The organism is Candidatus Polarisedimenticolia bacterium (assembly GCA_036004685.1).
In the GTDB taxonomy this organism is placed as follows: domain Bacteria; phylum Acidobacteriota; class Polarisedimenticolia; order Gp22-AA2; family AA152; genus DASYRE01.
Genome location: DASYRE010000041.1, coordinates 12,255 through 36,640, shown reverse-complemented (window position 1 = coordinate 36,640; position 24,386 = coordinate 12,255). Strand labels below are relative to the sequence as shown.

The 24,386-nt window shown below is 64.8% G+C and carries 26 protein-coding genes; 5 read left to right on the top strand and 21 right to left on the bottom strand.

What is annotated here, in order from left to right:
- Positions 1-3: 3 nt before the first annotated feature.
- A complete protein-coding gene (locus VGR67_10875) occupies positions 4-927 on the bottom strand; it encodes a DMT family transporter (GenBank protein ID HEV8336911.1) in 924 nt (307 codons plus the stop codon).
- Positions 928-985: 58 nt separating this feature from the next.
- Here VGR67_10875 and VGR67_10870 point away from each other — a divergent pair, with 58 nt between their 5' ends.
- Positions 986-1,480, top strand: a complete 495-nt coding sequence (locus tag VGR67_10870) for a TlpA disulfide reductase family protein (GenBank protein ID HEV8336910.1) — start codon at positions 986-988, stop codon at positions 1,478-1,480.
- A 20-nt stretch (positions 1,481-1,500) separates the two neighbouring features.
- Here VGR67_10870 and VGR67_10865 read toward each other — a convergent pair whose 3' ends face one another.
- The 10 genes from VGR67_10865 to VGR67_10820 form a co-directional block, all read right to left on the bottom strand.
- Positions 1,501-2,379, bottom strand: a complete 879-nt coding sequence (locus VGR67_10865) for a hypothetical protein (protein HEV8336909.1) — start codon at positions 2,377-2,379, stop codon at positions 1,501-1,503.
- Entirely contained in the window at positions 2,376-3,080 is a 705-nt protein-coding gene (locus VGR67_10860) for a hypothetical protein (protein ID HEV8336908.1), read from the bottom strand. Before VGR67_10860 ends, VGR67_10865 begins: the two co-directional genes overlap by 4 nt.
- A gap of 8 nt (positions 3,081-3,088) precedes the next feature.
- Positions 3,089-3,361, bottom strand: coding sequence for a hypothetical protein (locus tag VGR67_10855; GenBank protein ID HEV8336907.1), 273 nt, complete (start codon positions 3,359-3,361; stop codon positions 3,089-3,091).
- On the bottom strand, positions 3,358-3,831 hold the full coding sequence (locus VGR67_10850; protein ID HEV8336906.1) for a hypothetical protein: 474 nt from the start codon (positions 3,829-3,831) through the stop codon (positions 3,358-3,360). Before VGR67_10850 ends, VGR67_10855 begins: the two co-directional genes overlap by 4 nt.
- Positions 3,831-4,601, bottom strand: coding sequence for a TIGR01458 family HAD-type hydrolase (locus tag VGR67_10845; protein ID HEV8336905.1), 771 nt, complete (start codon positions 4,599-4,601; stop codon positions 3,831-3,833). The genes VGR67_10850 and VGR67_10845 overlap by 1 nt, the downstream gene beginning before the upstream one ends.
- A 17-nt stretch (positions 4,602-4,618) precedes the next feature.
- A complete protein-coding gene (gene pabB, locus VGR67_10840; GenBank protein HEV8336904.1) occupies positions 4,619-6,025 on the bottom strand; it encodes an aminodeoxychorismate synthase component I in 1,407 nt (468 codons plus the stop codon).
- Positions 6,022-6,915, bottom strand: a complete 894-nt coding sequence (locus VGR67_10835) for an aminotransferase class IV (GenBank protein ID HEV8336903.1) — start codon at positions 6,913-6,915, stop codon at positions 6,022-6,024. Before VGR67_10835 ends, pabB begins: the two co-directional genes overlap by 4 nt.
- Before the next feature lie 77 nt (positions 6,916-6,992).
- Entirely contained in the window at positions 6,993-8,126 is a 1,134-nt protein-coding gene (gene mqnE, locus VGR67_10830) for an aminofutalosine synthase MqnE (GenBank protein HEV8336902.1), read from the bottom strand.
- 113 nt (positions 8,127-8,239) lie between these two features.
- Positions 8,240-9,808: a ribonuclease Y gene (gene rny / locus VGR67_10825; GenBank protein HEV8336901.1), complete on the bottom strand. Its 1,569-nt coding sequence runs from the start codon at positions 9,806-9,808 to the stop codon at positions 8,240-8,242.
- A 445-nt stretch (positions 9,809-10,253) separates the two neighbouring features.
- Positions 10,254-11,147: an IS1 family transposase gene (locus tag VGR67_10820; protein ID HEV8336900.1), complete on the bottom strand. Its 894-nt coding sequence runs from the start codon at positions 11,145-11,147 to the stop codon at positions 10,254-10,256.
- A 149-nt stretch (positions 11,148-11,296) separates the two neighbouring features.
- Between VGR67_10820 and VGR67_10815 the strand changes: the two genes are divergently transcribed.
- The 3 genes from VGR67_10815 to VGR67_10805 all read left to right on the top strand — a co-directional run bounded on the left by VGR67_10815 (position 11,297) and on the right by VGR67_10805 (position 14,350).
- Entirely contained in the window at positions 11,297-12,406 is a 1,110-nt protein-coding gene (locus VGR67_10815) for a HigA family addiction module antitoxin (GenBank protein ID HEV8336899.1), read from the top strand.
- 13 nt (positions 12,407-12,419) lie between these two features.
- Positions 12,420-12,962 carry a hypothetical protein gene (locus tag VGR67_10810; protein ID HEV8336898.1) on the top strand — a complete coding sequence of 181 codons (543 nt, stop codon included), beginning with the start codon at positions 12,420-12,422 and terminating at the stop codon, positions 12,960-12,962.
- A 1,028-nt stretch (positions 12,963-13,990) separates the two neighbouring features.
- Entirely contained in the window at positions 13,991-14,350 is a 360-nt protein-coding gene (locus VGR67_10805; protein ID HEV8336897.1) for a hypothetical protein, read from the top strand.
- A gap of 17 nt (positions 14,351-14,367) precedes the next feature.
- On the opposite strand, the gene VGR67_10800 is transcribed toward VGR67_10805, so the two are convergent.
- The 9 genes from VGR67_10800 to dxs all read right to left on the bottom strand — a co-directional run bounded on the left by VGR67_10800 (position 14,368) and on the right by dxs (position 22,981).
- Positions 14,368-14,850 (bottom strand): molybdenum cofactor biosynthesis protein MoaE, encoded by a 483-nt coding sequence (locus VGR67_10800; protein HEV8336896.1) that lies wholly within the window; start codon positions 14,848-14,850, stop codon positions 14,368-14,370.
- Positions 14,847-15,092, bottom strand: a complete 246-nt coding sequence (locus tag VGR67_10795; GenBank protein ID HEV8336895.1) for a MoaD/ThiS family protein — start codon at positions 15,090-15,092, stop codon at positions 14,847-14,849. The genes VGR67_10800 and VGR67_10795 overlap by 4 nt, the downstream gene beginning before the upstream one ends.
- Positions 15,089-15,733, bottom strand: coding sequence for an isoprenoid biosynthesis protein ElbB (locus VGR67_10790; protein ID HEV8336894.1), 645 nt, complete (start codon positions 15,731-15,733; stop codon positions 15,089-15,091). The genes VGR67_10795 and VGR67_10790 overlap by 4 nt, the downstream gene beginning before the upstream one ends.
- Complete coding sequence (locus tag VGR67_10785; GenBank protein ID HEV8336893.1) at positions 15,711-16,697, bottom strand: bifunctional oligoribonuclease/PAP phosphatase NrnA; 987 nt, start codon at positions 16,695-16,697, stop codon at positions 15,711-15,713. The genes VGR67_10790 and VGR67_10785 overlap by 23 nt, the downstream gene beginning before the upstream one ends.
- Complete coding sequence (locus tag VGR67_10780; GenBank protein HEV8336892.1) at positions 16,694-17,233, bottom strand: gamma carbonic anhydrase family protein; 540 nt, start codon at positions 17,231-17,233, stop codon at positions 16,694-16,696. The genes VGR67_10785 and VGR67_10780 overlap by 4 nt, the downstream gene beginning before the upstream one ends.
- Positions 17,233-18,861 (bottom strand): FAD-binding oxidoreductase, encoded by a 1,629-nt coding sequence (locus VGR67_10775; GenBank protein HEV8336891.1) that lies wholly within the window; start codon positions 18,859-18,861, stop codon positions 17,233-17,235. The genes VGR67_10780 and VGR67_10775 overlap by 1 nt, the downstream gene beginning before the upstream one ends.
- A 115-nt stretch (positions 18,862-18,976) precedes the next feature.
- Entirely contained in the window at positions 18,977-19,507 is a 531-nt protein-coding gene (locus VGR67_10770) for a MogA/MoaB family molybdenum cofactor biosynthesis protein (GenBank protein HEV8336890.1), read from the bottom strand.
- A 4-nt stretch (positions 19,508-19,511) separates the two neighbouring features.
- Positions 19,512-21,017 carry a leucyl aminopeptidase gene (locus tag VGR67_10765; protein HEV8336889.1) on the bottom strand — a complete coding sequence of 502 codons (1,506 nt, stop codon included), beginning with the start codon at positions 21,015-21,017 and terminating at the stop codon, positions 19,512-19,514.
- Positions 21,014-22,981 carry a 1-deoxy-D-xylulose-5-phosphate synthase gene (dxs, locus tag VGR67_10760; GenBank protein ID HEV8336888.1) on the bottom strand — a complete coding sequence of 656 codons (1,968 nt, stop codon included), beginning with the start codon at positions 22,979-22,981 and terminating at the stop codon, positions 21,014-21,016. Before dxs ends, VGR67_10765 begins: the two co-directional genes overlap by 4 nt.
- A gap of 127 nt (positions 22,982-23,108) precedes the next feature.
- Here dxs and VGR67_10755 point away from each other — a divergent pair, with 127 nt between their 5' ends.
- Positions 23,109-23,783 (top strand): rhomboid family intramembrane serine protease, encoded by a 675-nt coding sequence (locus VGR67_10755; protein HEV8336887.1) that lies wholly within the window; start codon positions 23,109-23,111, stop codon positions 23,781-23,783.
- 6 nt (positions 23,784-23,789) lie between these two features.
- Here VGR67_10755 and VGR67_10750 read toward each other — a convergent pair whose 3' ends face one another.
- Positions 23,790-24,344, bottom strand: a complete 555-nt coding sequence (locus tag VGR67_10750; GenBank protein ID HEV8336886.1) for an AAA family ATPase — start codon at positions 24,342-24,344, stop codon at positions 23,790-23,792.
- Between the last annotated feature and the right edge of the window lie 42 nt (positions 24,345-24,386).

The window sequence follows — 24,386 nt, the reverse complement described above, 5'->3', positions numbered from 1 at the left end:
CGGCTACTCCCGATGAATCAGCAGGACGCTCCCGAGGATCAGAGCGCCGCCGAGGAAGCGCGCCGGAGGGATGACCTCGCCGAGAAGCCACGCCGAGAGGAGTATCGTAAACAGCGGCTCCACCGTGCTGAGGATGGCGGCGCGACTCGCGCCCGTCCTGGAAAGCCCGGCGAAAAAGGAACCGTCGGCCATCACCGTCGCCACCACCGCCAGTCCGAGGACCGATCCCCAGGCCGCCGCTCCGCGCACCGCCCCCATCTCGCCCCGGGCGGCCGCAGCGGCGATGAAGACGGCAGCCGTGGCCGTCATGATCCAGGCGGTCGACAGGAAGGGATCCACGCCTCTCGTCAGCCGGGTTCCGACGATCATGTAGGCCGAATAGAGAAGCGAGGCGGCAAGAGCCAGGAGCGCCCCGCGCCAATCGGCCTTGCCGCTCGGCCGGAGCACGATGACGCACCCCGCCAGCGCCAGGAGGAGAGCCGCCGACTTGATCCGCGTCATCGGCTCCCGCAGGAACAGGACCGCGAGGAGCGTCACGAAGATGGGATAACTGTAGAACAGCAGGGTGAGGGTGGAGATGGAGGAATGACGCAGCGCTTCGAAGTAGAGGAGGGTCATGGCGACGTACGCCACTCCCATCCCCAGGAGCCCCAAAACGCGCGGAGCCGGAAGCGCCGCGAGCCGGCGGGTGGCTCCTAGAAAGCCCCAGAGAGTCGCGATCGTCAGGAGAAACCGCCAGGCCAGCATCGGCAGGGTCGCGACCCCGGCCGCATATCCATAGGTGGCGAAGATGGGAATCGTCGCGAAGCATCCCGCCGAGAGGAGAATCCACCCGTCACCCCCGCCGGAGGAGGTCACTCCCTCCGGAACCGCCGGCTCGCCGACCGAGTCCGCCGGGCAGGTCTCGCTGAGTCCTTTCGCCTTCATCTCATCTCCGCCCGAGGCATGTGGCGCCGCCGGTCGCAGCTAGGCTATCATGAGGATCATGACGGCGCTTCGACCGGGGAGCCAGGCCCCCGAGTTCAGTCTGGCGGACATCGATGGCCGACGGGTCGAGTTTCGTCATCGCGACGGGCTTCCTGCCCTGCTGATTTTTTTCAAGAACAGTTGTCCCACGTGCATGCTGGCGTTCCCGTATCTCCAGCGCCTCTTCGAGCGCGTCGAGACCGCCCCGCTACGCTTCCTGGGGATTTCCCAGGACGGCGTGGCCGAGACGCGCCTCTTCGGGGAGCAATACGGAACGACCTTTCCGCTCCTGCCGGACGGCAAGGACTACCCTGTCTCCAGCGCCTTCGGCCTCACGAACGTTCCGACTCTCTTCTTGGTGGAAGCCGGAGGCGGGATTTCGTGGACCTCGGTCGGATTCTCGAAGGCCGACTTGGAAGGGCTGGCCTCCGAGCTCCATCGCAGGTTCCGGATTCCTGGCGTTACTCCCCTGTTCGTCGCTGCGGACGACGCGCCCGAGATGAAGCCGGGGTGAGGCTCCCGAAACAACTCGGCCTAGTTCAGGCCGCCGCTCCCCCAGCGAAAACCGACATCGCCCATCCCCGGGTCCAGCACGATCGTCAGCCGGCGGGACGCCGTGGAGGTGTTGGCGCTCACCCACGCTCCGCCGGCGCGATGAAAGAAACGCCTCAAGCTTTCCTCGCGTATTCCCGCTCCCGAGAGGGTGACGCTCAGATCGACCGGAAAGGAGAGCGCCAGGCCGCCCGTTCCCGGATCCAGGAACGCGGCGGCTTCGCGCGGTCCCGGTCCGCCCCAGTCGATGGCGGCGCTGCCGGAGCCTCCATGGTACTCGAGGCTGGTGACGCGCCCCCATCCCAGGCCCGTCAGGCTCACCGGTCCCTCCCCGCCGACGACCCGGAGGAGCTCCAAATCGGCGGAATTCCCCGCTTCGAATCGAACCCGCGCCTCGCCGGTTCCGCCGTGGACCGACAGCCGCCGGACGCCCAGCGAGGTCAGATCGAGATCCATGGCCCCGCGGCCCGCCGACACGCGCAGGTCGAGAGGAATCCCGGTGCGCAGCCGGAGTACCATCAGGTTGGGCTCGCCCTCCGCCACTTGGCGGCCGATCGGGACGGCGGCGATTTCCAGAAGACCTGATCCCGCGAGGCCCGGCGCTTTCCCCGGCTCCCAGAACCGCTCCGCCGCGCGGAAATGGCTCGAGCAATAGCTGAAGGCCAGGTCGTAGAGCCGATTCGGGCTGCCGGCCGACAGGCGGAGATTGCCGGCGGGAAGATCGGCCCGGACCGTGAGCGGAGCGGGACCGGTGCGGGGAGGACCGCTCTTGAGCATTTCGACGTGGTGCGTCCGGCCGCACCCCGCGACCGCCAGCCCCGTCGCCGCCGCGAGCGCCAAGAACGCTCCCGCGTCCTTCACCGGGTCAATTCCCATAGGAAGAGGAAGGCGCCCGTGGCGCCGATCAAGATCCCGGTGATCAGATCGCCGTAGCGCGTCAGGAAGGGGAAATCGACCTTGCGCGCGCTGATCGATCCCAGGAGGGTGACTCCCAGCGTCGTGATCATGGTCACGGCTCCGAATCCGCCGGCGACGAGGACCACGCCGGTCAGGCCCAGTTTCGCCGCGCCCGCCAGGAGCACGGGCAGCGCGAGGGCGCAGGGACTCACCCCGATGACGACCACCAGCGACCAGCCGCTTCCGCCGCCGAACCAGCGCTCCAGGAGGTGGCCGTGGTGATGGTGAGAATCGTCGGGGCCGGCCCCTTCACGGGCCGAGCCGGCCGCAGGATGGTGCCGGTTCTCCCGGCGCCATGAATAGACGCCGTACAAGATTCCGAAGCACGACAGCAACAAGGGGGACAGGACTTCCAGCGTCTCGCGAAGATTCTGGGCCGCCGTTCTCGCCCCTTGTCTCGCGAGAAAATAGGACAGGATTCCCAGCAGCACGGCCAGACAGACGTGTAGCAGCCCCGCGACCGCCGCCAGCGTGAGCGTTTTCGAGATCGGCCAGGCCCGGCTCCTCCCCATCAGGACAAACGGCAGCCAGTGGTCGGGGACTAGGGAGTGAATCGCCGCGGCGGTCCCGGCGGTGGCGAGGAAAACGATGGCGGGCGTGTCCACGATTCCTCTCAGCCAAGCGCGCCGATTTCTTCCTCGGAAAGGCCGAGTCGCTCCCTGAGGAGCCGATGGAAGCGCGGCCGGTAGATCAGATTGAAGGTCGATTCCTTGTCGGGGAACAATCCGAGCACGATCCGCCGGGCGTCCGCCATCATGCCGAGCGCCTCGGCGAGGCTCAGATCGCGGCTCTGGGCGATCAAAGAGCAGGTGAGATCGACCGCCAGCTGCGCCCGCCGGGCCCGCAGCGCCTCCTCCGGGATCGCCGCGGCTGTCGGACCGCTCACGATCGTCCTCCCGGCCGCTCCCACTCCTTTTGGTGAACCAGCGCCCAAGCGTCGCAGATCGAAGCGGGAGAGAGCCGGCAATAGACGTAGCGGGAAAGGTGCAGGGGACGGCGCAGGCGGAGCACGAGCGATTGCCGTCGAAAGACGGGAGGAGTGACGACGGCGGCATCGATCCGGTCCGGGGCGAGTGGCACGTAACGGAAATAGCGGCGCACAGAGATCCCCGGCCGGCTCCAGAGGATTTCCCCCGAGCGCGTCGTCATCGGCCAGAGGGCCGCGGCCAGGAACGCGGCCGAGACGAAATCCAGCACGCTCCGGTGCCGCGCTCCGAGGACCAGCAGCGCCGGCAGCAGGATCCAGCCTCCCGCCACGAGAATCCGCCGCAGGAGGAAGCCCGCGCCGAAATGGACGGAGGCGGCGCAGGGGAGGGGCGAAGGTTCGGGGCGCGAAGGAAGCGGAGGGGCGACCATCAGAAACGCGACGCCAGATCGCCCAGATCGCGCACCACGAGATCGGGCTTCACCCCGGATCGCTCGACGAGATCCTTGCGGTACTTCCCCGTCTGGACCAGGATTCCCGCCAGGCCCGCCTCCTGGGCACCCTGGACGTCGTTCTCCACGTCGTCACCGACCATGGCCACCTGGCCGGGGGGAACCCCGAGACCGTCGAGCGCAATCCGGAAGAAAGCCGCGGAGGGCTTCCCGACCAGGGAGGCCTGCTTGCCCGTGGCGTACTCGAGCGCGGCGACGTAGGCCCCGGCGTCCAAGACCAGCTCGTCCTCGACCTTCCAGTACCGGTTCTTCTGGAGCGCGAGGAGATCCGCCCCCCCCAGGAGGGCCTGGAAGGCGCGGTTCAGGGTGGCGTAGTCGAATCCCGCGGCCAGATCGCCCACCACGACGACGTCGGGATTCCGGTCCACCGACAGGATCCCTTCGAACTCCCTGCGGGCGTCGTCCTGGACCAGAAACAGGCATTTGACGCCGGGGCGCTTGCGCAGCTCCATCGCCGCGACGTAGGGCGTGTTGACGACCTGCTCCTCCCCCACCTCGATTCCAAGACCCGCGAGCCGCTTCACCAGGGTCCGCCGGCTCCGCGCCGTGGCGTTGGTGGCGAAGCGGAACGGAATCTCGCGCTTTTGCAGCCATTGAATCGCGTACACCGAGTCGGGAATCACCCGCCCGTCGTCGTAGATGACGCCGTCGACGTCGATCAGCAGTCCCTTGATCTCTCTTTCAGGCAACGTCTTTCTGTCCTCCCTCACGGCCGCAGCGCCTCGAGGATCGGGCGGGCTTTGTCCAGGGTCTCCTGATACTCCTGATCCGGGTTCGACTCACTGAGAATGGCACCTCCCACGTGAAGCTGCGCCGATCCCGGGGAGAGCACGAGACTCCTAATGACGATGTTCAAATCGAGATCGCCGTCGAATGAAAAGTAGCCGAGCGACCCGGAGTAGATTCCCCGGTCGCCCCCCTCCAGATCGTCGATGATCTCCATGGCCCGAATCTTCGGAGCGCCCGTCATCGAGCCTCCGGGGAAGAGCGCCTGGACCAGATCGATGCCGTCGCAATCCGGTCTCAGCCGCCCGGAGACCGTCGAAACGAGATGGTGCACCGAAGGAAGCGTCTCGACGCGGCAGAGCCGATCGACGCCCACGCTTCCGGGCACGCAGACCTTCCCGAGATCGTTGCGCGCCAGATCCACGATCATGAGGTTCTCCGAGCGCTCCTTGGCCCCGGCCTCGAGCTCCGCCGCCGCGCGCCGATCCTCGAGAGGATCGGCGTGGCGCGCCCGCGTCCCTTTGATGGGACGCGTTTCGGCCCGCTCCCCGCGCAGGCTGACGAGCCGCTCGGGGGAGGCGCAGAGCACTTCGTGATCGCGCAGGGGAAGGTAGGCGCTGAAGCAGGCGGGGTGCCGCTGGGTCAATCGTCGGAAGAGGGACCGGGAGGACCATGCCCCGTTCACGGTGATGCGATGGGAGAGATTCACCTGGTAGATCTCCCCGGCGTCCAGGTAATCCTGGGCCCGGCGGATGGCGCGCAGGTATTCGGAGCGGGTGGTGTGGAAGAGAGGCTCGGAGCATTCGGAGTTGCGGCAGGGGATCTCCTGATCTGGCCGGGCGGCCAGAGTCTCCTGCAGGCGGATCAGATCGAGGGACCGTTTTTCCCTGCGGCGCTCCGCGGCGCGCTCCGGCAGGCCGGTGGCCACCAAGTGGGTGCATCGGCGCTCGTGATCCACGACGAAAGCGCGATCGTAAAAGGCCAGGTGCAGATCGGGCCAGGGAGAGAGCCGCCGGCGCCCGGGGCCGTGCGAGCCCGCCCGCCCCAGGGAATAGCCCAGATAGCCGATGGCCCCGCCCGAGAAAGGAATCCCCGGAATCCCGCGGAGGCGGCAGGCCTCGAGGCTGCGCCGGAGCGCCTCGAAGGGGTCTCCCGCGAGCGGCGTCTCATGCCGCTTCGATTGGAGAATCCCGCGAGAGCCGCGGAAGCGGAGGATCTGGAAGGGATCGCTCGCGACCAGCGAGAAGCGGCCCGCATCCTCCTCCCTCCGGCCGCTGAGCAGGAGCGCCGGGTAAGGGTCGCGGATCACCCTCCCGAGAAGCTCCAGAGGATCGATCTCCCGGTCGACGGTGCGAATCGCCGGAAAAGCGCCGTCCGGGAACCTCACCGGCACTCCTCTTCCACGCGTAGCGAGATTCTCTCCATCACCTGTCGCGCCAGCGGCCCGGGTACCCCGGAACCCACCGCTTCCCCGTCGAGACGCGTGACCGGCAGCGCTCCCCAGGACGTGTTCGTGAAGAAGATTTCCTCCGCCGACGCCAGATCCGGCCGCTCCAGTCGGGTCTCCTCGCAGGCGATCCCCTCGGCCCGCGCGATCTCGAGCACCAGCTCGCGCGTGATCCCTTCAAGGACGCCGCAGGCGACGGCGGGGGTTCGAAGCCGTCCCGCCTGCCACAGGAAGACATTGCTCGACGTCCCCTCCCGGATCTCTCCCCCGCTTCCCAGGAGCAGCGCCTCGTGGGCTCCCTGATCGACCGCCTCCATCCGGGCGAGCGCCAAATGAATCCGGCTGATCGATTTCAGGGCGGGATCGAGACTTTCGATGGCGGTCTGCCGGATCCTCGAGACGATCGCCTTGACTCCGTTTCGATACTTCTCCTCCGGCAGAGGCCTCCAGGGGCTGGCGGCGACGATCACGTTCGGGGCCGAGCCTTCCGCGAGATCGAAGCCCGGCCCTCCCACCCCGCGCGTGATGGTGATGCGGAGGCGGGCGTCGCTCAAGCGATTGGCGCGCAGGCAGCCGGTGATCGCGGCGTCGATCTCCGGCGGAGGGCCCAGAGGAATCCGGGCGGATCGAAGCGACCGGACCAGCCGCTCTCGATGCGCCGGCCAGCGGAAGAGCTTGCCGTTTCGGGCTCGAACCGTCTCGTAAACCCCGTCTCCGAGAAGAATGCCGCGGTCGAAGACCGACACCTTCGCTTCCAGCGCCGGGACGATCTCCCCGTTGAGCGACACGAAAGGGGCCCAGCCCCCGAATCCGATCTCCCGCGCCGGCAAATGGCCCTCTCGTTCCGGCCGGACGGCCGCGTCCGCATCCGGAGAGGACGGCGCTCTTCCGGCCCGGCAGGACATCTTCAGGAAGGCGAAGCGGCCGCCGCGCCCGCGGACCCCGGCATGGGTACGGGACGGTAGAGCGTGTCCCGCTCCACGGGATCGCGTCCCGCCTCGCGAATCAGCGTGACCAAATCGCCGCGGCTGAGACTCTGCGAGGTCTCCGCGCCGGCCGCGTGCACGATCTCCTCCGTGGTCACGGTGCCGTCGATGTCGTCGGCGCCGTAGGAGAGGGCGATCTGCGCCACGCGGGGCGTGATCATGATCCAGAACGCCTTGACGTGCGGAAAATTGTCCAGCATCAGGCGGGCCAGCGCGACGTTGCGGAGATCCTCGACCGCCGTGGCTTTCTTCAGGTGGGAGAGCTTGGTGTTCTCCGGGTGGAACGCGAGCGGGATGAAGGTCATGAACCCTCCCGTCTCGTCCTGAGCGTCACGCAGGAGCCTGAGGTGATCGACCTTCTCCTCGATCGTCTCGACGTGCCCGTAGAGCATGGTGGCGTTGCTGCGCAGACCCAGGCGGTGGGCCGTCTTGGCGCAGTCGAGCCATCCGCGGAAATCGATCTTCTTGGGGAACAGGAGCCGGTGGAGGCGGGCGCTCATGACCTCCGCGCCGCCGCCGGGGAAGGACCCCAGGCCGGCGTCTTTGAGATCGCGAATGATCGCCTCCACGCTCCGTCCGGTCTGGCGGCTGAAGGCCGCCACCTCGACCATGGTCAGCGCCTTGACGTGCACTTCGGGCCGCTCGTCGTGAACCGCGCGGATCATGTCCAGGTAGAAGTCGAAGGGAAGGTCGGGGTTCACCCCCCCCACCATGTGGATCTCGGTGATCGGCTCGTGCGCCTTCTCCCGCACGCGGGCGCGGATCTGATCCAGGCTGAGAGCATAGGCGTCGTGGTCCTTCGGGGTGCGGTAGAAGGCGCAGAACTTGCAAAACTTGTCGCAGATGTTCGTCGGATTGATGTGTTGATTGACGTTGTAGTAGGCCACGTTCCCGTTGAGCCGCTCGCGAACCCGGTTGGCCAGCATTCCGACCGCGTTCAGATCGGCATGCTCATAGAGCGCGATGCCGTCCTCACGGCTGAGCCTCTCGCCGCGCTCCACTTTCCGCGCGATCTCCCCCAGGCCCGCTTTTTCCAGATACCGCGACGAGAACATTCCCTCTTCCCCCCACGCGGCCGGACGCCGCGAGCCCCAACCCTCACCCCGGCGCCGGCTGGCCGGCGGGGCCAATCTCGAATGTTACCAGAACCGAGGAGGGGGCGCGCCCTTTAGCGCGCCACCTCGCTCGCCCGCCATTCGCGGATCACCGTGACCTTGATGCGTCCGGGATACTCCATTTCCTTCTGGATCCGTTGGGCCAGATCGTTGGCCAGGAGCGAGACCTGGGCGTCGTCGATCTTCTCCGCCTTGGCGATCACGCGGATCTCGCGCCCCGCCTGGATCGCGTAGCATTGCTCCACCCCTTCGAAGCTGTTGGCGATGCCCTCCAGCTTCTCGATCCGCTTCACGTAATCCACCAGGCTCTTCCTGCGGGCGCCCGGGCGCGATCCCGAGATGGCGTCGGCCGCGCCGACCAGAACCGAGATGGGAGACGTCACTTCGACGTCGTCGTGATGCGAGGCGATCGCGTTGATCACCACTTCGGGCTCGCTGTAGCGGGTCCCCAAATCCACGCCGATCTCGGGATGGGTCCCTTCCCGCTCGAAGTCGATCGCCTTGCCGATGTCATGGAGCAAGCCGGCCCTCAGGGCGAGGGTGGAGTCCATGCCCAGCTCGGTGGCCATCATCGCCGTGAGCTTGGCGACCTCGATCGAGTGCTCGAGCACGTTCTGCCCGTAAGAGGTGCGGTATTTGAGGCGGCCCAGAATCCTCACCATCTCGGGGTGCATGCCCTTGATCCCCAGCTCCTTGATCGTCTCCTCGCCGGCGCGGCCGATCGACTCCTCGACCTTCCTGCGCGATTTCTCGGCGACCTCCTCGATCCGGCGCGGGTGGATGTTCCCGTCCTTCAGGAGCCTTTCCAGGGCCACCCGGGCGATCTCGCGCTTGATCGGGTTGAAGCAGGACAGGACAATTGATTCGGGCGACTCGTCCATCAGGAGCTGAACCCCCGTCGCCTTCTCGAAGGCCCGGATGTTCTTGCCCTCGTAGCCGATGATCCGGCCCTTGACCTTGGCGCTGGGAATCGGGATGTTCGAAATGCTCTTGGAGGCGGTGACCTCGGAGGCGAGGCGCTCGATCGCCAGGGCGATGATCTTGCCCGCCTCGGCGTCGGCCGTTCTCTGGGCCTCGTCCTTGACTTCGCGGATGACCCTCGCCGCTTCGAATCGCGTCTCCGCCCTCAGGCTGCTGAGGAGCATCTTCTTCGCCTCTTCCGTGCCCATCCCCGAGATTTGCTCGAGCCGGCGATTGGTCTCCTCCCGCAGCCGCCGGTAGCGCTCCTTGCTTTCGGCCGTTTCGGCCTGGAGAGACTGGAGCCGCTGCTCGCTCTCCCGGAGCCGCTCGCCCTGGTGCCGGAGCTCCTCCTGCTTCTCCCGCAGGCTACGATCCCGATCTTCAAGACTTTGTTGCTGTTTTTGGACGGTTCGTACGCGGTTCTTGAGGTCGCCTTCCAGGCGCGTCCGGGTCTGCTGCCATTCCTCGCGCGCCTGGAGAATTGCCTGTTTCTTCTGCTTGTCCGCCTCGCGGCGGCTCTCACGAAGGATTTCCTGGGCCTCGGCTTTCGCGGCGCTAAGGTGCTTTCTCCCCAAGCGCATATTGCCGATCCATCCGAGGACGATTCCGGCACCGACAAGGGCCAGGCCTCCCAGGAAAAGGAAGACCGAGCTAGTTCCCATGGAATTCACCTGACGGTTTTGGGGACGGATATGTCCCTGCAGACCTATTCCGGGTCTTTCGGGATACCGCTTCAGTTTCACTCGATCCGAGAAGGGAGCTTAGAAAGCCACGACCTGGGATCGCAGCCATGCCAGGGTCTCCCTGGCCGACGGGAAGGGACAGCCGAGGCGATCACTCCGCAGAGAAGTCTCCCTGACCGGAGTCGATTCCCCTCGACGTTTCAGGTGATGGCGGGCAGTCGTGCGCACGTTCGAAAAGCGAGCCTTCAAGGAATACATCCAGAGATTTGGAAAGCACCGATTTCGAAGTGCTTGTTCGCATGCTGACTGTCCATTGGATGTCGCAAGATCCGGCGCTAAACCGCAGCGCTCGTGCCCCTTCCCCGTGCGGCACAATCCACAGTATAGCATTCCGAGCCGTTCCCGCAAGGCCAGGGGTGATGGTTCAGTCTGACTTCCTCCGGTCGTGACGGCGGTCCGCGATTTGCACGGCATCCGGCTCCGTCGCTTCCAGCAACCCGATCACTTCCTCGTAGCTCCAAAGGTGGTCCGTGACTCCGGCAGCCATCGCGGGGCTGACCTTCAGGCTACCGTGAATCTTCACGAAGTTGTAGACCATGAATCCCACATCCATCGAATGCTCCAGATTCTCAACCTTCCGGCTGAATCCATTGGTGAGTCGCGTCAGCCTCCGGTTCTTGCACCGAATCTCAAGGTTTAGCCTCTCGCTGTAGCTCGTGGCGATATGGCTCGGGTCGGGGTTGCCAGTTCGGACCTGGACGCGCGTCCCGCAGCACTCCCCGGGGCTGTACTTCCTCTCGGTGTGGGTTTCTCCCTCCGGCAGATTGAACACCTTGATTAGCTGCGCGTAGTCGATTTCAGAGCCGAAGGCGGACTCCACGGCCTCAACGTAGGGCTGATGACCGTCGCTGGTTAGCTGGATCCTGTGAGCAAGGCGCCGAGCCAGCATCCGAATGAATATCTCGGCGGAGTCGCCGTCCCGAGGTCCGACAAACCAAGCCGGGACGAGGCGCGTATCCGCATCAACGGCAACCCACGTCCAGCAATCCCCGAGGCCCCACGTTCCCTTCAATTCCTCCGGGACATTCTTCTGCTTCATCCCGGTGAAGGCCCAGATTTCGTCCACCTGGATCCGACGGCAATGGAGGTTCACGAGCATCGCGGCCTGGAAGTCCCGGCAAACCGGACCGAGGTCGGCTAGGAGTTTCAGGACCGTGTTCTTGGAAACGTCGGCCATGCGGGCGGTAGCGTTGACCCCAAGGCCCTCGGTGAAGCACCGGAGAATCATCGCCCGTTTCTCGATCGTCAGCCTTTTCATACTGATTAATATACGCAAGCGGTCACGGTTTGTCAATCAGTTTGATAATATTATATTGACATATAGTCATCATATCTTTTAAGCTGGCTTCGTGTCGAGGGTTAATGTTTCAACGCCATACAAAACAAGAACTTCCATGGAGTCCAGGGATGCATCCAGGCAGGCGCCTTAAGCAATTGCTTGAGGAAAAAGGCTGGAGCCAGGACGAATTGGCCCAAATCACTGGGAAGAACCGGCAAACGGTTAGCAACATCGTTTCTGGGAGGACGGGGGTAAGCCCGGAAATGGCGATTGCTCTCGGCGCTGCGTTCGGAAACGACCCTGCCGATTGGCTTCGCTGGACGGCAGAATACGAATTGTCAGTATCCGAGGCAGATGGCGCCATAGTGGAAAAACGTGCCCGCCTTTTCAGTCTTGCCCCGATTCGAGAGATGCAGAAGCGCGGCTGGATACGTTCGTCAGACAAGGACGCCGACCTTGAATCGGATCTAACTAGTTTCTTTGGGGCTTCTCCTTATTCCGATATTTCCTTTCCGGTTGCTGCACGAAGAACCGCAATGCTTGACGATTTGAACCCTGCCGAGCGGGCATGGTGTTTTCGGGCTCGCCAGATTTCCGAGCCAATTCTCGTAAACGAATTCAAAAGGGATCGGCTACCGGCAGCAGAAAAGCGGCTCCGTCAGGCTGCGGCCTTTCCGAAAGAGGCGAACAAGGTCTCAACCATTCTGTCCGATTTCGGGATTCGTTTTGTGGTGGTGGAACCACTATCTGGAGCAAAGATTGACGGGGCCTCGTTCTTTTTGGATGACACTAATCCAGTGATAGCCGTGTCCCTTCGATACGACCGTATAGATGCCTTTTGGCATACGCTGTTTCATGAGTTCGCGCACATCAAGCACGGTGATAGCTATTCCGTCGATACGACTTTCCAGCAAAACAATGAGGGCGGAATAACAATACTTCTCGCGGATGATCAGCAAGAAAAACGCGCCAATGAAAGCGCGAGCGATGCCCTAATCCCGCGAGATGAAATTGAGTCATTCATTCGTAGGCTTGCCCCGTTTTATTCTTCGGATCGTATCGTTCAATTCGCGCACAGAATGAAAATTCATCCTGGAATAATAGTTGGCCAACTTCAATATCGCGGAGAGATCGGCTACGGCGCGCTGCGGACTTTCTTGGTCAAGATTCGCTCAATCGTCATCGAAACGGCCCTAACGGACGGGTGGGGACTCACGATAAGCCCAACCCTTTTTTGAGGAGGATCGTAGAATGGGCGAGGTCGTAAAGCTATACGGGAAGCGTAGCAGGGAATTGGAATATCTATTGGAGCTATACAAGAAAGAGCACCCTGATGATGATGAGAGCTCCAGAATTGAACCGCATTTGGTAGCTGAGTGGGCTATTAGGCGTGGACTATGGAAGCGACCACCCACCGATTCTGTGGAATTGCTTCGAAGGGATCTCGCGCGATTTCTAAGAAGCGAGACGGTCAGAGATCCGCAGGGGCGGCTTGTCAGGCTTAACCATGCAATCATCTACCTTGATGGTAGAGGCAAGAAAAGATCGCGTTGGTACAGGATTTTCGATGCCCATGATACCCATATGCAGGCCTCTTCGCAGCTTCGGCGAAGAGCCGCACTGGCAGATGTTCACCAATTAAGCCTGGATTTGGATTCATGGAATGAAAACAATATTCACCGGGAAAAGCTCCCGCCAATGGATTTCGACTTCAACAAGGATCTGGACGAATTGAGTCGTCCGACCCACTATCCGGTGGAATCACAAGAGGACGACTTCGACGAGGATATCTAGCTAGGACCCCTCCACCTTGCTCGCGCCGCCTTGCGGGCCGCTTCGGACCGTTCTTTTTTGGTCATTTTGGCGGCCCTCGCTTTTCCGCCTTTCAGGCCACCCCTCCGTCCCAAGGCTACCGCCGCCGGATCCTTCTTGCTTTCCGGTTCCGGCTCGGCCTGGCCCGTGGCAAGGTCTATAATCCGCTTCGCCAGCTTGGAGGGGTCACGCGGCATCCGTGAGCGCTTTAGCATGGCATGAATATGCCACGCATCGGAGATAGATTCAACTAATTTAGCCAGTATCCAATGACTGCCCCAACCCAGCCGGCGGCTACCTTCTGCATGGAATCAGACAGTGCGGCCGAAAAGGCGAAGTTAGGAGCCGTCAAAATCAACAAGCCAATAAACAAGATAGACAAACTTACAATTATCTGCATGGTCGCGTTAACCTTATCGTTTTTCGAGGCCATTCTTATTTGGCCTTGAAGATCGCGATTGTTCTTTTAACGCGACGCCCGACATAGGGGTCTAGGAAATCGAGCCTGAACATAGACGCGAGCTCCCTACTGGCTGTTTCCTGGAGCCTGTCCCATAGGGAAAACAAAACAACGCTGATTGCGCTTGTGGTAATAATGTTCGCGTTATCGCCAAGCGAAAACAACCTATGCAGAAATGGGCTAATCATAAACACCGAAACCACGATAACAAAAACGCCCTCGATGACCTTTAGCACTGGGTTCGAATGGCGCATTTGTCCATCCGCTTTCAGCCGGGCTCTTTCAATCTCATCGGTCCGCGGAACCTCAGTCATCTCCACGTCGGCCGGGGAACGAAGGATCTTGATTGTTCGCCTTATTTTCGTAAACATGTTGTCACCTATGTTCTCTCATCCTAACACCTTAAAATCTAATGAGTCCATCGGACGGCGTTAAACTATTTCATGTCAGACTGCACCATGGCCAGGCCAGGACGAAGCTTGACCCGGACGAGGCGCTGAAGTAGACTCATCAGGCTTCCGGTTCGAATCCAATCAGGGGAGGTGGAATTATGCGAAAGTTCGTCGCGCTGACGGCGGCCGTTCTGGTGGTGGGACTGCTCGGTGCGGCCGCTTTTGCCGATGAGGCGAAGAAAACCGAGACTTCGGTGACAGGCTACATCACCGACAGCCACTGCAAGGGCGAGGGCGCCAAGGCCGGCCACAAAGATTGCGCCGTCAAGTGCGCCAATGAAAAGGGCGCCAAGCTGGGTGTTTGGGATCCGGCGACCAGCAAGTTCTATGCCCTCGACGATCAGAAGAAGGCTGGAGAATTCGCCGGCGAGATGGTGACCGTCAAGGGGGTCGTGGACGAGGCGACCGGAACCCTGAAAGTCGGCAGCATCGCCAAGGCGGAGAAGAAGAACGGATAGTTCCGGCGTCGGAGCTATTACGGGGGAAGCCCGCCGGGCTTCCCTTTTTTTTGCGCGCTTCCCGGAGACCCAGAGGCCAGGCCCAGCCACGCGGAGCCGTCGGCATAATGCTCCCGCTTCCAGATGGGGAGGCTCTCCTTGACCCGTTCGATGGCGTAGGCCACGGCGGAGAGGGCCTCGCGGCGGTGCGGCGAGCCGGCGGCGATGCCAACGCTGATCTCGCCGATCTCCAGCCGGCCGACCCGGTGCACCAGTGAAATCCTCAGATCGGCGTGGCGGAGGCGAGCTTCCTCCCCGATCTCCCGGAGGAGCTTCTCGGCCATGGGGGTGTAGGCGTGATACTCGATCGCCAGCACTCTCTTCCCCTCGTTTTCGATCCGCACCGAGCCCAGAAACGTCGCGATCCCTCCGATTCCCTGCCCCGAGACCGACTCGATGAGCTCGTCGAGATCGATCGGCGTTTCGACCAGGCGGTACATGCCGGCCTCTGCGCCGCTCATCCGCCGCTCACCGGCGGCAGGAAGGCCACTTCCTCCCCGCCCGACAGGGGCGTGTCGGGCGGAGCGTATTCCAGGTCGCGCACCATCAGCGGCGGAGGGCGCACCGCCCCGAGGCCCGCGGCCATCGATTGAACGGCGCGCCAGACGTCCGCCAGGGTGGCCTTCTCCGGAAGCTCCACCTCCAGGGAGCCCGTGCCGGCGAGCTCCTTGAGTCGAGCGAAGAGAAGCACGCGGACCTTCATCCCTCCCGCACCAGCCGAATCAGCTCGGCGACCATCGCATCGATTCCGAACGCCACTTCCGAGACCCGCGTGAAGGACTTGAATCCCGGGGTGGCGACGATTCTTCTTTCGCGGTCGACGACGATTCCGGCCGGGTCCAGGCCGGGCCGGGGATCCTCCAAGGGTTCCCCGGTAAGGTGCCGGACCAGGATGTCCCCCAGACCGATGACCCCCACCGGCTTGCGATTCCTGAAGAAGTGGCGGATTGCCTCCCCGGCGTCGGGATGGGCCCGGCGGACCTGGCCCAGCTCCGCGAAGGAGGTCATCAGGTTTTTCGCCACGCCGAACCCGCCGGGTACGACCAGCGCCTGCAGCGTCTCCAGAGGAAACTCCGACAGCGGGTAGATCTTGTCGTGCAGAATCCGGGACGACTCCAGCAGCGCGTCGCGGCCGGGAGCCTCCATCTCGTCGCCGACGGTGTGGTCCGCCGTGTGAAGCTGCGGGCGCCGCGGCGCCAGGGCGACGACCTTCGCCCCCACCCGGTCCAGCGCCAGGCCGCTCAGAACGGCCTCCTGAACGTCGGATCCGTCGAAGTGACCGCATCCCGACAGCAGCAGCCCCGCGTGGAGGCGCAGCGGCTCAGGGGAGTAGCGCCCGCGCATCCGTCACCACCCGCTGAACGGCCGCTTCGAACGGCCCCTCCACGATCGCCCCGGAGGCGTTCTGATGACCCCCGCCTCCGTAGCGGCTCGCAATCCGGTTCACGTCGAGGGCCCCTTTCGATCGAAGGCTGACCTTGATCCTGCCGTCGGGCAGCTCCTTGAAGAGCAGGCAGATTCGCACTCCCTGGATGCCGAAGAGCTGGTTCACCATTTCCGAGGTGTCGGCGTCCTCGGCGCCGCAGGCCTCGATTTGCGCCCGGCGCAGGGCGATCCAGGCGAGGGCCCCGCCCGGCTCGATCCGGCATGCCGCGAGAGCCTGGCCCATCAATCTCACGAACCCTTCGGAATGCCGTTCGTAGACTTCCTGATACACGTGCGACGGATCGACCCCCATGCGGAGCAGCTCCGCCGCGATCCGGTGGGAGCGGGGGCTCGTCTTGGAGAAGCGGAAGTGACCGGTGTCCGTCACGAGCGCCGTGTACAGAGCGACGGCGCTGGAAGGATCCAGGGAGCCTCCCAGGGCCGCGATCAAGTCGAAAATCATCTCTCCCGTGGCGCAGGCGGTCTCGTCCACCAGGTTCACCGTCCAGAATCGGTCCGTCGTGTCGTGATGGTCGATGCAGATGCGCACCGCCTCGGTGGCCCGAATGGCTCCTTCCATCTTCCCGAGCCGGTTCAGGCTGCTGTTGTCGAGCATGAAAAGGAGATCGCAGGAACGGACCAGCTCGGCCCCCGCGGCGCCGTCGAAGACGCCGATTTCCCCGCCGGGATCAAGGAAGCGATAGCGCTCCGGAACGGGATCGGGATTCAGGATGACGGCGCTCTTCCCCACCGAGCGCAGGTACGCCTGCAGCGCGATCTCCGACCCGAGCCCGTCCCCGTCCGGATTCTGATGGGTGCTCAGGAGAATGGTGCGCGCCCGGACGATCTCCTGCTTGATGCGGACGACCCCGGCCGCGTTCAACGGCGTTCCTCCAGGCCGGCGCCGACCCGGCCGCTTCGATAGGCCTCCGCGTAGGCCACGTAGGCGCGGGCGTTGTCGAGGATGCGCCCGATCTCCTCCGGGCGGAGGCTGCGGATCACCCTTCCGGGGACGCCCAGGACCAGCGAGCCCTCCGGAATGCGAGCGTTCTCCGGGACGACCGCCCCGGCTCCGATGATGCAGCGCCGCTCGACGATCGCCCCGCTGAGGACCGTGGCCCGCATGGCGATGAGGACTTCGTCGTACACCCGCGCGCCGTGGACGATGGCGCCGTGCCCCAGCGTCACGTCGCTGCCGATTTCCAGGGGGCAGTCGACGTCGACGTGGAGCAGGCAGCCGTCCTGGACGTTGGTTCGGTCGCCGATCCGGATCGGCTCCGAGTCCCCGCGCGCGACACATTGAAACCAGAGGCTCGCCTGGGCGCCCACGGTGACGTCGCCGCGCAGGACGCAGGTCTCGGCCACGAACGCCGTCGGATGAATCCGCAGGCGGGTGGGCAGGAATCGCTCCGGCGTCATCAAGGAGGCCCCCCCGCCGAGAGGGCCGCGAAGCGCGGCGGCCTCGGCCCCAAATCGACGTGATCGCTCATCCGCGCCGACCCATCGTGCACCTTGATTCCGGGATTGAGCACGCCGCGCGGATCGAAAAGCTCCTTCACCTCGCGGAAGGCGCCGCACGCCTCTCCGAAGGCGAGCGCCAGGAAAGGCGTCCGCAAGCGGCCGTCTCCATGCTCCCCCGACAGGGCTCCTCCCAGCGACAGCACCAGCTCCGTGTACTCCCGGGAAATTTCTTCCATCCTTTCCGCCAGCCGCGCGTCGGCCGGATCGAGGAACGGGTTCACGTGCACGATGGCGTCCCCCGCGTGACCGAACACGGCGGCGTCGAGTCGACGGCTCTTGAGGAAGCTCCGGATCTCGCGGAGGAAGAGCGGCAGCTTGGAGGGGGGAACGCAGGCGTCCTCGATGAAGCGCGTGCTCCGCGTCGCGCCTCCCCGCGCGAGCAGAAGGGGCGACGCGGCCTTGCGGATTTCCCAGATCCGCAGCCTGGACGATTCGTCGAGACCCCGCAGGAAGCCGTCGGCTAGCCCCGCCAGATCCCGATCGAGCCGATCCAGCTTCGCCGCGGCCTCGGAGCGCGTCTCGGCCTCCACTTCGACGATCAGGATCGCTTCGGTGTCGGCGGGAAGCGAGCGGACCTCGTCGCGCCCGGCGCGGCGGATCAGATCGACGAACGATCGATCCAGGGCTTCCACCGCCGACGGGGCATGGCCTAGGGCCGCGAGCACCCCCTTCCCCATCGCTTCGAGGTCCCGGAAGTGCGCCAGCGCGGTGGCGATCGCTCCGGGAAGCGGCGTCAGGATCAGCCGCGCCTCCAAAGTCAGCGCCAGCGTCCCTTCGGACCCCACGAGGAGGCGGGCCAAGTCGATCGTCTCCTCCCCGACCGCCCCGAGGAGATCGTAACCCGACGCGGATCGTCTCACCCGGGGAGCCGCCGCGTCGAGCGCCTCCCGGCGTCGATCGACGATGCGCGCCAGCTTCGACGCGATCCCGGCGTGGAGATCGGTCCCGGTCGGCGAGGCGCGCGCGACGCTCTGGGTCTCGAGGATTTGCCCGTCTGCCAGCGCCACCGTGAGGGAATCGACCCCCTGGCGGGTCGGACCGTAGCGCACGCTTCGCGGTCCGCCCGCATTGTTCGCAATCATCCCGCCGAGCGTGCAGAAATCTCCGCTCGCCGGATCGGGCGCGAAACGGAGGCGATGCCGGGCGGCGGCGCGGTTCAAATCGGCTAGGATCGCTCCCGGCTCCACCCGGGCGCGTTTTTCCCCGGGACGCAACTCCAACACCCGGTTCAGGTGGCGCGAAAAATCGAGGATGATGCCGCTGCCGACCGATTGTCCGGCCACGGCCGTCCCCGCCCCGCGGGCCGTCACCGGGATCCCGGCTTCCCGGGCGAACTCCAGGACCTCCTGAACGTCTTCCCGGCTTTTCGGCAGCACCGCCCCGAGCGGGGGAATCCGGTAGACGCATTCGGCCAGGCTGTAGCGCTCGAGATCGGCGGGCGCGATCAAGACCTCGCCCTCGATCTTCCGGCGCAGCCCCGCCAGATCCGCCCGATTCCCGCACTTTGCCCGCATCACCGCCTTCACGTCGGAGGTTCCGCCGCTTTCAAACGCCCAGCGGGCGCCGAAATGCAAGGTAGCACGCGCTCGGAAAGAGTGTCAACGAAGCGCTCCGCGGACTTCTCGGAAAGGGGCGGCTCCCTCAACGGGTCTTGAGGCGGCGGAGCGGGGGCTTCGAGATCTCGTAGGCCAGATGAGCCAGCTCCGGGAGGATCAGCTTCTCCATGCCCAGCGTCACCGCGGACACGGCTCCCGGAAGCGAGAAGACCGCGCGGCCGCGGTAGATCCCGGCGAGCGCCCGGCTCAGGAAGGCGGCGGCCCCCACCTGGTCGTAGGAGAGCATTCGGAAGATCTCGCCGAAACCCTCGAGCCGCTTCTCCAGCAAGGAGTCGACCGCCTCGAACGTGCCGTCGCGCGGCGAGACGCCGGTCCCCCCCGTGAGGATCATCGCCCGAACCCGTCGATCCCGTCCCCATCGCCGCAACAAGGCGACGATCGAGCGCGGCTCGTCGGGGAGGATCCGGGCGTCCACGACCGGGTGGCCCGCCTTGGAGAGAAGCCGGCGGATCAGCGGTCCCGCGGCGTCGGTCTCTGGAGTCCGCGTGTCGGAAATCGTCAGGACGGCCGTCGCCACGCGGCGCGGGGCGGCGTGTCGATGCTCGCGGTGTCCCATGCGCTCAGGACAGATGGCGGAGGAGCTGGAGGAGGGTTTTGACCCCGTGGCCGGTGGCGCCCCGCGAGGCGTAGGAGTAGCCGTTCTCGAAGAACGCGGGGCCGGCGATGTCGAGGTGAATCCAAGGGACTTGCGGCTCGACGAATTCCTGGAGGAACAACCCCGCGGTGATCGCCCCTCCATAGCGTATTCCGGAGTTCTTCACGGTCGCCACGTCGGAGCGGATGTGCTCCCGATACTCGGGATAGAGCGGCAACTGCCACATCTTCTCGCCCGCTTCGGCGGCGGAGCGCAGCAGCAGGTTGATGAAGCGCTGGTCGTTTCCCATGACGCCGGTGCAGGCCGGCCCCAGTCCCACCATGACCGCGCCCGTTAGCGTCGCGAGATCCAGCAGATAGTCGGGCTTCAGCTGCCGGCAGGCCCAGGACAGGCCGTCCGCCAGAATCAGCCGGCCCTCCGCGTCGGTGCTCTTGATCTCCACCGTTTTCCCGTTGTAGATGCGCAGGATGTCCCCCGGCCGGATGGCGCGGCCGTCGGGCATGTTCTCCACCATCATCATCAGGCCGTGGACTTCCGCGTCGATCCCGAGGGCGGGAAGGGCCAGCAGCGTCGCCAGGACCGTCGCCGACCCCGCCATGTCCGCCTTCATCGCCTCCATCCCGTCGGCCTGCTTGATCGAGATTCCGCCGGTGTCGAACGTCACGCCCTTGCCGACGAACACGACCCGCACGGGCCGTTTCTTCCTCTTGGAGGATCGCGGCCGATAATGCAGGTGGATCAGCACCGCGGGATGCTCGGAGCCTCGTGAGACGCCGAGCATCCCCCCCATGCCCAGCTTCCTCATCTCGGCTTCGTCGATCACCCGGCATTCGATGCGCGCTTTGCGGGCCTCCCGGGCGGCGATTTCCGCCATCCGGCGCGGGTGCAGGTAGCCCGGATGCTCCGAGACCAGGTCCCGGGCCAGGTGAAGGACGGCATCGACATGCTGCGCTTCCTCCAGGGCGGGGCCGACGCGGTCGGGATCTCCCTTCGGAATGCCGATCAGAAGATCGCGGGGAGCCGGCTCCTGTCGCTTCGTGGAGAGGTACTTGTCGAAACGATAGCAGCCGTAGAGGAAGCCCGCCGACGCCGTTCTGGCGGCGTCTTCGATCTCCATCCCCCACGCGGCAGGGGCCCCCAGCGCCATGCCGACCCGTTCCGCTTTCAGCCCGAGCGCCCGGCCCCCGGTCAATTCCGCGACACGATGCAGGACCTCGGGACCGAACGATTCTTTCCTTCCGAGACCCTGAACCAGGTATCGGGCGGCCGGGCGGCGTCCGTCGCCATGCCATAGAAGCGAGTGATCGAGCTTCCCTTCGAAAGCGTCACCCCGCAGGACCGGCGCGAGGGCCTTCCGCAGGCCGGAGTCCGACAAGGTCGCCGGGGTCGAGTCGCCCTCGAACTGGAAATGGACGACGAGATCGGCTTTTTCGTCCGAGAGATCGCCGCGCCGCGCCCGGAGCCGCGTCATCGTGGTTCTCCCGCCAGGTCCCGTACGCGCTCCGCGATCCGCGCGGGACTCAAGCCAACCTCCTCCAGCAGCTCGCCCCGCGAGCCGTGGGTGACGAAGCGGTCCGGAACCGCGAAGTGAGCCACCGGACCCTCCAGCCTCATCTCCGCCAGGGCTTCATGCACGCCCGCCCCGAAACCGCCGTTGACGACGTTCTCCTCCACCGTCACCAGCAATCGGTAGTCGGCCCGGAGCTTCCGCAGGAGCTCCCGATCCAGCGGCTTCACGAAGCGGCAGTTGACCAGGCCGGCGTCGACTCCTTTTTCCCTCAAGAGAGGCAGGGCTTTCTCGCAGGCTTCCACCATCGCCCCCACGGCGAGCAGGCAGATTCCGGCGCCTCGATGGATCCCTTCCCAGGATCCGATCGGGATCGGGCGGGCCGGCCGATCGGGGTCGAATCGGACGCAAGCGGTTTTGGGATAGCGGAGGGCGAAGGGAGCGGTTTGCTGACTCAACGCGGTCGCCAGGAGATCCTTCATCTCGTTGCCGTCTTTCGGGGCGGCGATGACGAAGTTCGGGACCGCCCGCAGATAAGTCAGATCGAAGACTCCGTGATGCGTCGGCCCGTCGGGTCCGACCAGGCCCGCCCGATCGAGACAGAAGACGACCGGAAGGCTCTGGATTCCCACGTCGTGAATGATCTGATCGTAGGCGCGCTGCAGGAACGTGGAGTAGATGGCCGCCACGGGCCGCATTCCCTGGATCGCCAGCCCGGCGGCGAAGCAGACCCCGTGGGCTTCGGCAATCCCGACGTCGAAGAACCGGTTCGGGAACCGGCGGCGGTACTTCACCAGTCCGGTGCCGTCGGCCATCGCCGCCGTGACCGCCACGATCCTCGCGTCACCTTCCGAAAGGTCGGCCAGCGCGGAGGCCAGAACCTCGTTGTAGCTGGGAAGCCCGCCGCTCCCCGCGTCGGCCTTGCCGGTGGTGGCGTCGAAAGGGCTGATGCCGTGGAAGGTGCAGGCGTCGCCTTCCGCCGGAGCGTACCCTTTCCCCTTCTTGGTGAGCACGTGTAGCAGGACGGGCCCCTTCGAGCTTTTCAGCCGTCCGAGGACGGCGAGCAGCTCCTCGAGGTCGTGGCCGTCGATCGGGCCGAAGTAGGAGAAACCCAGCGACTGAAACAGGGCGCCCGGCACCAGCAGATTCTTGAGATTCTGCTCCACCCGCCTGGCCAGCTCCCCCACCGGCTCGCCGAGCGGCAGCCGCTCCAGCAGGCCCTTGACCTCTTCCTTCACCCGGCCGTAGAAGGGGTTCGCCGTGATGCTCGTCAGGTAATGGGAGATGGCGCCGACGTTAGGGGAGATCGACATCTCGTTGTCGTTGAGGATCACGAGCAGATCGCGGCCCGAATGGCCGGCGTTGTTCAGGGCCTCGTAGGCCAACCCCCCCGTCATCGCCCCGTCGCCCGTGACCGTCACCACGTGATGCTTCTCGCCTTTGAGATCGCGCGCCGCCGCCATTCCGAGGGCCGCCGCGATCGAGGTGCTCGCGTGGGCGACCCCGAAGGCGTCGTGAGGCGACTCGGCGGGGGTGACGAAGCCGCTCAAGCCCCGGTACTGGCGGAGGGTCGGGAAGCGCTCCCGTCGGCCCGTCAGGATTTTGTGCGGGTAGGCCTGATGGCCCACGTCCCAGACGATCTTGTCGGTGGGAGAGTCGAAGATCTTGTGGAGGGCGAGGGTCAGCTCGACCACTCCCAGGCTGGGGCCCAGGTGCCCGCCCACCTTGGAGACGATCGCGATGACGTACTCGCGGATTTCCTGCGCCAGGCGCCGGAGATCCTCCAGACTGAGCGCCTTGAGGTCGGCGGGCGATTCGATGCGGGGAAGGAGCGGTTCGGCGGAAATCCTCTCCTCGGCGGCTTCAGCTCTTTCGCCGGCGCGGCGGGGAAGGGGAAGGTCCAGCCCGCCGGTCAGCGTATCCCCCATCGCTCCTCCGATTCTCCGGAATTCCAACAAAAAATAGGGGCTTACTATAGACACCGCTCCGGAGGCTGTCAAATAGCGAGCCGCACCGCTATGCTAGAATTCGCGGTCTTTCCCGCCGGGGAGCGCGATGATTCCGCTGAAGGACGAAAACCCAATCCGCTCCTTCCCGTTCGCGACCGTCCTGATCATCGCCATCAACCTGGTGGTCTTCGGTTACGAGTGGACGCTTCCCCATCCCGCCCTGAAAGCGCTCGTCTTCCAGTTCGGGGCGATCCCGGCGGAACTCGACGTTCGGCATGTCGCTCCCGCCTCGCTCGCCGACGTTCCGTGGATCACCCTGATCACCTCGATGTTCCTCCATGGCGGCTTTCTGCACGTCGGCGGGAACATGCTCTATCTATGGATCTTCGGGGACAACGTCGAGGACGCGATGGGTCCTCTGCGCTTTGTGGTCTTTTATCTCGCCTGCGGTCTCGCCGCCGCCTTCTTCCAGATTGCCGCCATGCCTCTCTCCCGAGTTCCCCTCGTCGGAGCCTCCGGCGCAATCGCCGGAATTCTGGGAGCCTATGCCCTGCTCTACCCGACGGCCCGCGTCCGCACGCTGGTGATTCTTTTCTTCTTCGTTCGAATCGTCCCGATCCCCGCCCTGATCATCCTGGGAATGTGGTTCGTCGTGCAGATCCTGTCGGTTCCGGCCTCCGGATCGAGTGGCGTGGCCTTCTTCGCGCACATCGGCGGTTTCCTCTGCGGCATGCTCCTGATCGGCTTCTTCGTGCGCCAAGACAGGCGGCGGGCAGGCTGAGATCGGTCAGTCCGGAAGGGCGCCTCTCCTGCGGAGGACTTCTTGCACCAGGAGCCTGAGGTCGTCGAGCGTCCCGTCGTTCTGGAGGATCTCGTCGGCGAGGGAAAGGCAGGTCCGGAGCTGCTGGCCGGGACCGGACTCGGCTTGTTCCAGGGCCTCCTTGCGGCGAAACTCCTCCAACGTGAGGCCGTCCCCGGAGCGCGCCCGCCTCCGGCTCCTCTCGAAGCGCATCGCCACCGGGGCCTCCACGCCCAGGAGAAAGAATCCCGGGACCTTCCGGAACGTTTCAATCTCTCCCGGATTCCGGATGGAATCGACGACACTCCGCTCCTCGAGGAGCGGGATGATTCGAAGCGCTAGAATCCCGGGCCCGAAGCTCTCCCGGAGATAGTTTCCGGTCCGAATCAGCGAATCCCTGGAATGGTCCAGACCTTGGCGGGTGGCCTCTTCGCGGACGACGTCGGACAGAGAATGGGCGGAGAAGCCCAGGCCTTCAAGATAGGAGGAGACTTCGCCCTTTCCCGAAGCGTTCGGGCCGGTGAGACCGACGCAGATTCTCATCGGTATTCCGATCTCCGTCGGAGCTCCGGAAGGGTGCGCGCG